We start from the raw sequence: 12,064 nt of genomic DNA on the forward strand, positions 1-12,064 counted from the left end.
AATTTCCTATTCATCGAATGATGTAATTATACATACCACTAGGTTTACCCCCTTATAGTACAAAAGATATATATTAATATCGCAAATATATACGTTCTTTCCATCCCCCTACTTTTTCTAAATAATCCAAGCATAAATTTATCACAAAAAGAAAAAATTAACAGAAGGAACTTTATACTAAAAGAGGTGGAAATTATGACAGAGCAAAAAGAACAACAAGAGAGTAAAAAACAAAAGCATATGTTTCCATCACTTCCGGAAAACATTAATTACATTGAAAATAAGCTCTGTCATTCAGATGATATAAAAAAATTAGATGTCCCTTTTCAAAATGGAAAAGGAACCATTATATATATCGAATCTTTAGCAGACCCAAATTTAATTCATCAATTAGCTCTTGAGCCTTTATTAACTCGGTCAGATTTGTCTTTAGATAAAGCTTTTTCTACGTTAAATATGAAAAAAGAAACGAATTTAAATTATGGGGTACAACTTTTATTACAGGGTAAATCCTTATATTTTCATGAACAGGTCGACAGTTTTTGTATTTTCGAAACGGCCTTATCTTTAAAGAGAGATATAACAGAACCTGATAATGAAGGTATTGTACGTGGACCGCATACTGGTTTTGTAGAAGATTTAGCAACCAATTTAGCTTCGATTCGTAAGCTAATAAAAAGTCCAAATGTCGTCGTTAAATATTTCACACTTGGTGAAGAAATGCACACGAAAGTGGCAATTGCTTATATGCAAAATATAGCGAATGACGATTTAGTTACAGAAGTGAAAAGAAGATTAGAAACAATTAAAACGGACGCACTTATGCCACCAGGATACATACAAGAATTTATAGAGGATACGTCTTTCTCACCCTTCCCGCAGCAATTAAATACAGAGCGTCCAGATAGAGTAGCTGCAAATTTAATGGAAGGACGAGTTGCTATTTTATCTGACGGAGATCCAACAGCGCTCATCGTACCTGTTACGTTATTCGCTTTCTATCAATCACCAGATGATTATAATAACCGCTGGATTGTCGGTTCTTTCGTCCGAATGATTCGTTTAGTAAGTTTTTTAATTGCCTTTCTCTTACCAGCTTTCTATATTGCAACTGTCGCTTTTCATCCTGATGTGTTGCCGCTCGAACTTGTGTACACAATTAAAGCTTCATTAGAGAAAGTACCACTCCCACCTATTTTTGAAGCTCTCTTAATGGAGTTAATTTTCGAATTATTACGGGAAGCTGGTATTCGTCTGCCTAGCCGAGTTGGACAAACAATCGGTATTGTAGGTGGTTTAGTAATTGGTGATGCGATTGTAAAAGCCGGACTCGTTTCTTATACGATGATTATTGTTGTAGCTTTAACTGCAATTTCCTCTTTTCTTGTTCCATCAAATGATATGAGTTCAGCAGTTCGAATTCTTCGTTTTCCATTAATGATTCTTGCTGCCATATTTGGATATGTAGGCATCTCATTCGGTCTAATTATAACTTTCGTTCATTTATGTCAACTACATTCATTTCATACACCATATCTTTCTCCCGTTGCCCCGATGCGGATAAAAGACATGAAAGATTCTTTCGTAAGACTACCAATTTGGTCATTTTGGGAACGACCACATGATCCAAAACCGAAAAAAATGCAACGACAACATGTAACGAGAGAGGATGAGGACGGTGACAAACACGCAAAGTAAAATCTCGCTAGTTCAATTTACCTTTTTCGTTATTCAATGCCAAATCGGAGTTGGTATACTTTCTCTACCTAACCGTCTTCACCCAATTGCTAAAGGTGGTGGATGGATTTCTGCACTCATCGCTGGATTGGCAATTCAACTTATCATTTTACTTATGTGGCTTTTCTTAAAACGATTTCCTGATGCAGATATGTATGAAAGTGTTTGTATGCTATTTGGTAATAAGTTTGGAAAACTGTTAGGTTTTGCTTATGTTTTTTATTTTACCCTTATCGGTATGACGGTTATGTTAAATGCTTGTAATGTCATTAAAGTTTGGATATTACAAGCCACTCCTTGGTCTGCCATTCTCATACTATTTACAATAGCTTGTTGCTACGTAGCCTATAATACATTTAAAGTGATTGTACGATTTTATGTCATGGCTTCTATTCTTATTATCCCCATGGCACTTTTAATTGCACTTGGGCTCTCGCGGGCTGATTTTTCTTATATTTTCCCCATTACAGAGGCTGGATGGTGGAATATTATTCAAGCATCGAAAGAAACAATTACAGCCATGTATGGTTTTGAAATTATTCTTATCGCTTTCCCAAAAGTAAATGGGAATTCTGTGGCAAAACTAAAGGCCATTTCTATCGCTAATGGATTTGTAACTCTTTTTTATACTTTTACTGTTTGGATTTGCTTTATCGTATTTAGTCCAAAGCAAATTGAACTTATTCCAGAGCCAGTTGCTTACTTATTGCGTTCTCTACATATTGGGATTATAGACCGGACTGATTTACTATTCATACCAATATGGATGATAACAGTTGTGGCTTCTATTGCTAGTTATTATTGTGCTGCTTCAATCGGAATTGGACATATATTCAATCTTGCTAATCATAAAAAAGCTGTTCCAATCGTTGGTATTATTGCTTTTAGTGTAGCCTTATTTATAGATACACCGGAAGAATTAAAAGTAATTTCAACTTTCACTGATAAGTTCACCTATATTTTCATTGTTGTCCTCCCTCTTCTATTTCTACTTTATTCAGTAATAAGAAATAAGAAAGGAGAACAGTATGTTCAAAAAAAGAATTAAATTACTTTCTATATTATGTGCTTGTTCATTCCTTTCTGGATGCTGGGATCAAGAACCATTAAGGGAGGCAAGGTTAGCTTATAGTATTGGATCTGATATTACGGAAGAGAATAAACTCCAGCAAACAATCGAGCTCGTAAAAAGTTCAAGCGGAGAGCAATCTTCATTCGAGAATGAAATACATTCAGCAACTGGGCATAACATAAGGGATACAAGCGATGCCCTAAAAAAAAATGTGACTGGTAATATTCGCTATTTCAAATATGGTGTTCAATTACTAGGAACCAAAATTCTAAAAAAAGGTATACTACCTTATTTAGATGTCAGCTTTCGGGACCCAACAAACCCAACTGCTTTAGTAAAACTTATTGCAGTAGATGGTGAAACATCCGAGATACTTGAAAAAAAGAAAGTAGGAAATTTACTAATTGGAGATTTTCTAAAGAAAAAAGTGAAAAGCTTAGAAGATATGAGTGTATTTCCAAAAGAAACTTTAGAAACAGCTGCTACAAAAATGCTAGATCCCGGTAAAGACTTTACCCTCCCTTCTATAAAAATAAAAGGAAAAGAAGTAATTACAAACGGGTTAGCTTTATTTAATAATGATAAATTAACTGGGCATTTACCTTTGAAACACTCTGTTTTATTCGTGTTATTAACCGGAAAAATGGGAACAAGTGCCCGTATAACCCAAAAACTTACTAGCGATGAATCAGAGAAGACATCTGATTATTTAACAATGGAAATTAGCAATCGAAAATTAAAACGAGACTTAAAAATAACAACGGATAAAAAAGGAAATGTTTATGCTCACATTAAGCTTCAATTAAAAGTTATAGCGCTTGAAGCTCCGAGAGATAATCTTTACAAAATGGATGAAAGAGCCAAACTAAACAAAGAATTGTCTAAACAGCTTACGAAAGAAGCTAAAAAGATAACGAAAAAGTTACAAAAAGCAAATTGTGATGCTTTCGGGATTGGAAGACATCTTATCGCTTATCATCCTGACTTATGGAAGAAAAAAAATTGGAATAAAGATTATGCAAAAGTAAAATTCAAACCTGAGGTAGAAGTAAGCATTTTGTATAGTGGTGTCTTAAAATAAAAGGTTGTATGCCACGTGGGCATACAACCTTTTATTTCGTATATCGATAGACAATTGATTCATATGGTCTTAAGTTAAGTTTTGTAATATCCTTGCTGGAATCTTTATAATTCGACAGTAGTATTTCTTGTTTCATTCCATCTAATTGAGCATGTGTTGGTACAGAGTACGTTATTTCTTCTCCATAGAAGTTGTTAATAACAAGTAGCACTTCACTCTCTGTAGTACGAGTATATGCCCAAATCTTAGCATGATTTTCATCTAAAATAGCATATTCTCCTTCTGTAATTACATCATACGTTTTTCTAAGTTCTATTAACTTTTTATAATGATAAAATACAGACTCTTTATCTTCTAATGCTTTTTCTACATTAATCTCTTTATAATTCTCAGCAACTGAAATCCAAGGTGTACTTGTTGTAAAACCACTGTTCACCTTTTCATTCCACTGCATCGGAGTACGGGAATTGTCACGAGATTTTTGTTTTAAAATCCCGATAATCTCTTCTTTTGATAATCCTTCTTCTAGCTTTATATCGTATATATTTAACGATTCCACATCGCGATATCGCTCGATGGACTCGAATTTAGGATTCGTCATACCGATTTCTTCGCCTTGATAAATGTAAGGTGTTCCTTGCAACATATGCATAGCTGTCGCTAACATTTTTGCAGATTCATTTCGGTACTTTCTATCATCACCGAAGCGTGACACTATGCGAGGTTGGTCATGATTACACCAGAACAACGCATTCCATCCTCCGCCCTTTTGCATTTCAATTTGCCAATTAGACATAATCTTTTTTAATTTAATGAAATCAAAATCAGCTTGCGTCCACTTATCTCCATTCGGATAATCTACTTTTAAATGATGGAAACTAAACGTCATACTTAATTCATTACGCTCAGGGTTTGAATATTTAATACAATTATCAATTGTCGTAGATGACATTTCTCCAACTGTAATTACATCTTTCCCTTCAAAAACATTTCGGTTCATCTCTTGTAAATATTCATGAACACGCGGACCATCTGTATAATATTTACGCCCATCGCTTGTCGCCGTACTTCCGTCATCATTTAAGAACTGTTGATCTTTTGAAATTAAATTAATAACATCTAATCGGAATCCAGTTACCCCTTTATCAAGCCAAAAACGCATCATATCATATACTTCTTCACGAAGTTTTTTATTTTCCCAATTTAAATCAGCTTGTGTCTCATCAAATAGATGTAAAAAATATTGCTCTGTCTTCTCATCATATTTCCAAGCAGACCCACCAAACTTAGATTGCCAATTATTTTTTTCATCACGCCAAATATAGTAATTACGATATGGACTATTTTTATCTTCCTTCGCTTCCTTAAACCACTTATGCTCCGTCGAACTATGATTTACAACGATATCAAGCATAATTTCAATGTTACGTGCCTTTGCTTCTTCTAAAAGCTCTTCAAACTCTTCCATCGTTCCGTAAGATGGATCAATACTGTAGTAATCACTTACATCGTATCCATTATCATTTTGTGGTGATTGGTATATCGGTGTTAACCAAATATAATCTACTCCGAGTTCTTTTAAATAATCTAGTTTCTCTGTAACTCCTTTTATATCACCGGTTTCTTTATTGTAATAGCTATTAAAGCTCTTCGGATAAATTTGATAAACTACACTTTTATGCCAATCCTTCATGTTTAACTTCCTCCTACTTCTGTTTTACTCGTTTTGCAAATAACCATGTTAACGTAAATGGGATTACAACCGCGATAATCATTCCTACAATAAACATTGGAATCGATTTCGGAATGATAGAAATAAATGCTGGTAATCCGCCAATTCCGATAGCAGGTGCTAATACACCATTTAACGTAATAAATATAGCTGCAATAGCCGATCCTATAATCGCTGCATAGAACGGGAATTTATTTCGTAAGTTTACACCAAACATAGCTGGCTCTGTAATACCGAAATATGCTGAGATTGCTGATGTAGATGCCATGCTTTTATCATTTTGATTTTTAGAAATCCAGAACATCGCAAGTGCCGCACTACCTTGCGCAATGTTAGAAAGAGCAATCATTGGCCAAATGAATGTACCACCGTGCTGTGCAATTAATTGTAAGTCGATAGCAATAAACATATGATGCATACCTGTAATTACAAGCGGTGCATATAATGCTCCAAACAATATTGCTCCAACTACTGGTACTGTTTCATATACACCTACTAATCCAGCTGTTAATAAATCTCCAATATGACGTGTAACTGGACCAATAATTCCTAATGCTAGCACACCTGTTACGACAATCGTTGTAATTGGTACAACTAATAATTGAATTGCATTTGGTACATGTTTCTTTAAGAAGATTTCCACTTTACTTAATACAAATGCTGCTACTAAAACCGGTAAAATTTGACCTTGATACCCTACCTTTTCAATTTGAAATAATCCTAAAATATCGAAGTACTCAATCTTTTGTCCATCTAAACCAGTCGCTGCTTTACCATAATCCCACGCGTTTAATAGGGCTGGATGCACAAGCATTAATCCCATAACAATCCCTAATATCGGACTACCACCAAAACGCTTCGTTGCTGACCAACCGACAAGTGCTGGTAAGAATACGAATGCTGTATTCGCCATCATATTAATTAAATCCCAAAGCCCACTTAAGTTTGGATATACATCTAATAAATTTTTACCTTCAAAAAATAAGTCCTTTGCCCCTAATAGATTGTTAATTCCCATTAGTAAACCAGCTGTTACGATGGCTGGTAATATCGGCATAAATACATCTGAAAATACTTTTACAAACTTTTGTGCTGGATTTAACTTTTGGTTTCCAGAGTCTTTCACGTCAGCTACTGTCGCTTCCTTCATACCTGCAAGCGTTATCAATTCCGCATATACTCGATCAACATCTCCTGGACCAATTACAATTTGAAATACTCCAGCGTTATGAAACGCCCCCTTCACTAATGAAACAGACTGTAATTTATCGTTATCTATTTTACTTTCATCTTTTAAAGCGATACGGAGCCTCGTTACACAGTGCGCAGCTTGTTCAATATTGTCTTTTCCACCAATATACTGCAACACTTCCTCTGCTGTTTGACGATAGTCTTTCCCCATATTCCCGTCCCTCTTTTCTTTTTTTGATACCGTTTACAATTACATATTAACTCGTATATATAAGTTAGTCAACACTCGTATATACGAGTTTGTGATTTTTTTATAAAAAAAAAGATGAAACGTTATTTCGTTCCATCTCCTTATTTTCTCCGCGCCACATCCGAAAAATGAAAAATATCTAAACGATGGCGTGATTCTGTATATTCGAACTGACTTCCATCATAAAAATGCGTAAAGTTTTTCACAACGACAACATAGTCTGTTCCATTTAAATCTAAATACTCTCTATCGTCCTCTGTACATGGCTGCACTTCAATTACCCTCTGTGAGTAACTAATATGAAGACCTAATTCTTTCTCAATGTATTTATAAATGGACTCCGCTGCAATTTCACTCGTTAATCCAGGAATATATTCCGATACAAAATGATTAATATCCAAAATTACTTTTTCTCCATCAATATTTCGTACTCGTTTAATATGATCTATTTCTGTTTTCTCTTTCACATTTAATAGCTTTGCAACTTCTTTTGTCGCTTTTACTTTCTCCATTTCCACGACTTCTGTAATACAATGGCGTCCTAAACGTTCATTTTCTTCTTGGAAACTTACAATACCACCAAAGTTGAATTCAATGTTTTTTCGCTTTAAAACAAAAACACCTTTTCCATGTATTTTTTGAACATATCCACGCTCTTGTAATAAATCTACAGCTTTTCTTACCGTACCGCGGCTTGCTTCATACTGCTTCATTAATTCAGTTTCGGATGGGATTTTGCATCCCTCTTTTAATTGCTTATTATCAATAGACTTACTGATTTCTGTATAAATTTGTTCATACTTACTCATCATCTACAATAGCCCCTTGTCACCTTCTAATTCTATATGTATTATACCACGCTACACTCTTCTGCCAATCTCTCACTTATTTTCCAGTATAGGAAAAATACAGGTAAATATTTAATCTCTAAAACGTATTTTTATAAAAATTTTTATATTTTTCTTTTCATTCAAAAAAACATGTAGTATACTAACTTCAAAATCAGAGGAGAAAGGGAGCAAAGAACTATGCTTACTTATACAACAATTGTAGTTACATTTGCACAAAAACATCATCATCATCATACGTAACCCTTGAAACCTAGCGGAAAAATTACGCGTAGGTACAAGGGTTATTCCCGTTGTACCTACGTTAGGCGAAGAGCCATGTAGGTATTTTTTATCTACATGGCTCTTTTTTTATTGCCAAAAAGCTAGTAAAAAATGATGTTTAAGCAAAACTTACTACAAAGGAGTTAACAAAAATGGAAACGAAAAAATGGGGATTATGGATTTTAACAGCTTTTGTAATCGGAAATATGGTTGGCGGTGGCGTATTTATGCTCCCAGCAAATTTAGCACACGTATCAGGTCCAATGGGTTCTACACTCGCATGGAGTATTACAGGCCTTGGCGTATTTATGATTGCACTCGTATTTGGAAATTTAGCAATCCGAAAACCAGAATTAAAAGCTGGACCACAAAGTTATGCTCAAGCGATGTTCCCTTCAAAAAAAGCGGGTAAAGTTGCAGGATATAGTATGGCATGGGGCTATTGGGCTGCGAACTGGGCTGCAACCGCATCTGTTATTATTTCCTTTGCTGGATATTTATCAACATTCTTTCCAGTGTTACAAAGTAAGCAAATTCTTTTTTCAACGAACGGATTTTCACTAGAACTCGGAAAAGGACTAACTTTCCTCGTATGTAGCCTTATGTTATGGGGAATTCAATATATTCTTTCTCAAAATATTGACCGAGCTGGAAATATGAATCTTCTTGCTACCATTGCAAAAATTATTGGATTTACAATGTTTATTGTAATCACATTATTCATTTTCAATGCCTCTAATTTCGGAGACGGTCAAACATTTATGAATGAAGCAGGACAATCAATTTCGTTAGGTGGACAAATCAATTCAGCTGCTATCGCAACACTTTGGGCATTTATCGGTATTGAATCTGCTGTAATGCTTTCTAACCGCGCAAAATCTCAGCGCGATGTAAAAAAAGCTACCATTTTCGGATTAATTATCGCTCTTCTTATTTACATGTCAATTACTCTACTTACAATGGGAGCTCTCTCGCAAGATGCTTTAAAAGAGTCTCAAAAACCATTAGTAGACGCATTAAATTTAGCAATTGGCAATAAAGGCGCATATATAATGGCTTTACTTGCACTTGTATCTTTATTTGGATCTACAGTTGGCTGGATCGTTGTTAGTTCAGAAGTACCTTACCAGGCAGCAAAGAATGGACTTTTCCCGAAGTTTTTCGCGAAAACAAATAAAAAAGGTAGTCCTTCAAAATCATTATTTATTACAAATGTGATGACGCAAATTTTCTTATTCTCAACGATTTCTGGTACCGTATCAGAAGCTTATAATTTCGCTATCGTTGTTCAATTTAAATTAGTTATTACAGGAGAAACGTATGATATAATGCCTGGCTCTCGAATAAAGGACGGGATCATTACTACATTAGCATTTGTATACTCTATTTGGGTTATCAAAACGGGAACTGCTGATTTAAAAACGTTCTTCTTAGGAATCGGATTGTTCGTATTAGGTCTTATTCTTTATCCAGTACTAATGAAAAACTCACAAAAAATGAATTAAAAAAAGAGAAGCTACCGGCTTCTCTTTTTTATATAAAATCTGTAGTTAACTTTTCTTTTAACTCTCCTACAGATAAAGGTTTCGCATAATAAAATCCTTGTACATAATCACAATCCATAGATTGTAATAAACTTTCTTGCTCTACTGTCTCTATCCCTTCAGCAACTACTGCTAAATTTAAGCTATGGGCAATTTCAATAACAGATTTTACAATCGTTCGCTCTGGCTGTGCATGATCATAATGAAATTCACGAATAAAATTACGATCAATTTTTACAATATCCAGTGGTAGTTGTTTTAAATAATATAAGGAAGAATAACCAGTTCCGAAATCATCCAAAGCAATTAAAACACCCATATTTCTTAATTCTTGTAATGTAACATTCGGAGAAAGCCAGTTCTCTTTAAAATGCTACGTACAGACAAAATAAAACGTTTCTGCATTAATTGTTGTATAGATAAATTCACAGATAACTTTAATCCTTCTTGATAATTTGGTAATGTTTTAAACAAGCGACATGACTTTTCTAATACCCAGTCTCCTAGTTTTATAATAAGTCCAGATTCTTCAGCTATAGGGATAAATTCGCTTGGAGAAATAGGCCCTTCTTCTGTCGTACAACGTACTAAAGCCTCGATACCAGTATATTTCTTCGTTTTCAAATCAATAATAGGCTGCAACGCCACCTCTAACTCTTCATCACGAATTGCCTTTTGCAAAGCAAATTCAATTTTCATTCTACGATTTATTTTCGCACGTAACTCATCTGTAAAAAAACACGCCGCATTTCTACCTTGTTCTTTCGCACTGTACATAGCTAAATCCGAATTTTTCAATAGCGTTTCAACATCTTGTCCGTCTTGCGGATATGAGCAAAGTCCTAGACTAGCTGAAATGTATACTTCATGACCTTCAAGCATAAATGGTGCCTGAAAGCATGACAACACAGATGTTGCTAACTGCCTCATTTCATCTTGTTTATGATTTTTTGTTAACAGCACAAATTCGTCGCCACCCAGCCTAGCCAGAACGTCTTTCTCTCCTAGCACATAATGCAACCGTGAAGCAACTTCGCTTAAAAGTAAATCTCCTATCATATGACCTAGCGTATCGTTTACTAATTTAAAACGATCCAAATCAAAATAAATCATACCAAATTCTTTTTTGCCTGCAATCATCTCGTTGACAGTCGTTATTAACTGTAGTCGGTTCGGCAAACTCGTTAAAGCATCATGATATGCAAGCTCCCTATAACGGCTTTCGCTTAAACGCAACCTCTGTTCTGCTTCTTTCCTACTACTAATATCATTTCGGATCGCAATAAATTGATATGGCTCTCCTTTTTCATTTAAAAATGGAACAATTGTTGTTTTAACCCAATAATACGTCCCATCTTTTGCTTGATTTCGAATCTCACCTCTCCATACTTTTCCGTTCAAAATGCGCTTCCATAGAATTTGAAAAAATGTTTTCGGGTGATACCCTGAATTTAAAATACGATGATCTTTCCCTATTAACTCTTCTCGTGTATATTTGGAGATTTCACAAAACTTATCATTTACATATGTAATAAGACCATTTCGGTCTGTAATCGCAACAATTGAAGACTCATCTAATGCTAACTTTAAATCTCGCAATGAAGAGTCATATAATGCATGAGTCTCATTTATTGCATGAGCTCTCTGTTCTAGCATGCGCATCTCTCCTTGCTTCCTATCTGACTAAAACACAACTTGTTTCTCTTCATAGAAATAGAGATATTTCATTTCTTAATAATAGCTATTTGCATTCATCACATTTTGAAATATGCCGATTAAAATAACATAATATTATTTGTAATAAAAAGCAATATAATGCCGTTTCAATTATAAATAGTAGTTTCTTATCGCTATAATTAGCTTACTTTATTATACATTATTCATTCTCTTACATTCCTTTATAACTAGCTCTATACGACCATTGTTTCCTACTAATCCCGCTCATATCTAACCTCTTTACTTTACTAGCGAAATAGAATTTCGAGCACACTATACAACTATTCACGGATAATAATATAAAAGTTAAAATTAATATATACGTTTTTGAATTACAATAACAAAATATTAACATATTTTCACCTTTATTTTGGAAATATTTTATAAATACTTTATTAAACTAAAAAAAGAGGAAAGCCTCTTTTTTAGTTTAATACGGATATGGTATTTGCTGATACCCCGGATATGGATATGGTGCTGGGTATGGCGCTGGATAAGTTACTGGGTACGGTGCTGGATAGTAGCCTCCACTTGCTGCACCCGTTAATGCGCCAGCTGTAAGTCCACCTAACACCCCATCCACCTCCGTGATGGTGGTGATGATCATAGTGATTGTGCCCTCCATGGTG

General features: G+C 34.7%; 7 protein-coding genes and 2 pseudogenes. 4 read left to right on the forward strand and 5 right to left on the reverse strand.

The window, feature by feature from the left end; genetic code table 11:
• The first annotated feature begins 195 nt into the window (after positions 1–195).
• From gerKA to gerKC, 3 genes are read left to right on the forward strand one after another with little or no spacing between them, the layout of a single operon-like run.
• Complete coding sequence (gene gerKA, locus DN394_RS19630) at positions 196–1,698, forward strand: spore germination protein GerKA (RefSeq protein WP_097917714.1); 1,503 nt, start codon at positions 196–198, stop codon at positions 1,696–1,698.
• Positions 1,679–2,785: a GerAB/ArcD/ProY family transporter gene (locus DN394_RS19635; RefSeq protein ID WP_097917715.1), complete on the forward strand. Its 1,107-nt coding sequence runs from the start codon at positions 1,679–1,681 to the stop codon at positions 2,783–2,785. Before gerKA ends, DN394_RS19635 begins: the two co-directional genes overlap by 20 nt.
• Complete coding sequence (gerKC, locus tag DN394_RS19640; RefSeq protein WP_097917716.1) at positions 2,766–3,890, forward strand: spore germination protein GerKC; 1,125 nt, start codon at positions 2,766–2,768, stop codon at positions 3,888–3,890. The genes DN394_RS19635 and gerKC overlap by 20 nt, the downstream gene beginning before the upstream one ends.
• A gap of 31 nt (positions 3,891–3,921) precedes the next feature.
• Here the strand turns inward: gerKC and treC are convergent, their stop codons facing one another.
• The 3 genes from treC to treR all read right to left on the reverse strand — a co-directional run bounded on the left by treC (position 3,922) and on the right by treR (position 7,875).
• Positions 3,922–5,583, reverse strand: a complete 1,662-nt coding sequence (gene treC / locus DN394_RS19645) for an alpha,alpha-phosphotrehalase (protein ID WP_097917717.1) — start codon at positions 5,581–5,583, stop codon at positions 3,922–3,924.
• Between the two features lie 13 nt (positions 5,584–5,596).
• Complete coding sequence (gene treP, locus DN394_RS19650; RefSeq protein ID WP_046957339.1) at positions 5,597–7,024, reverse strand: PTS system trehalose-specific EIIBC component; 1,428 nt, start codon at positions 7,022–7,024, stop codon at positions 5,597–5,599.
• A 140-nt stretch (positions 7,025–7,164) separates the two neighbouring features.
• The gene (gene treR, locus DN394_RS19655) at positions 7,165–7,875 is read right to left on the reverse strand and encodes a trehalose operon repressor (protein ID WP_097917718.1); all 711 of its coding nucleotides are present in this window, start codon (positions 7,873–7,875) and stop codon (positions 7,165–7,167) included.
• A gap of 452 nt (positions 7,876–8,327) precedes the next feature.
• Here treR and DN394_RS19660 point away from each other — a divergent pair, with 452 nt between their 5' ends.
• Positions 8,328–9,680, forward strand: a complete 1,353-nt coding sequence (locus DN394_RS19660; protein WP_149294154.1) for an amino acid permease — start codon at positions 8,328–8,330, stop codon at positions 9,678–9,680.
• A gap of 28 nt (positions 9,681–9,708) precedes the next feature.
• On the opposite strand, the pseudogene DN394_RS19665 reads toward DN394_RS19660, so the two are convergent.
• Positions 9,709–11,381, reverse strand: a pseudogene (locus DN394_RS19665) (putative bifunctional diguanylate cyclase/phosphodiesterase).
• A gap of 484 nt (positions 11,382–11,865) precedes the next feature.
• Positions 11,866–12,064 (reverse strand): annotated as a pseudogene (locus DN394_RS19670) (cobalt transporter); the annotation flags it as partial.

This window comes from Bacillus sp. BB081, assembly GCF_008368895.1.
Taxonomy (GTDB): domain Bacteria; phylum Bacillota; class Bacilli; order Bacillales; family Bacillaceae_G; genus Bacillus_A; species Bacillus_A wiedmannii.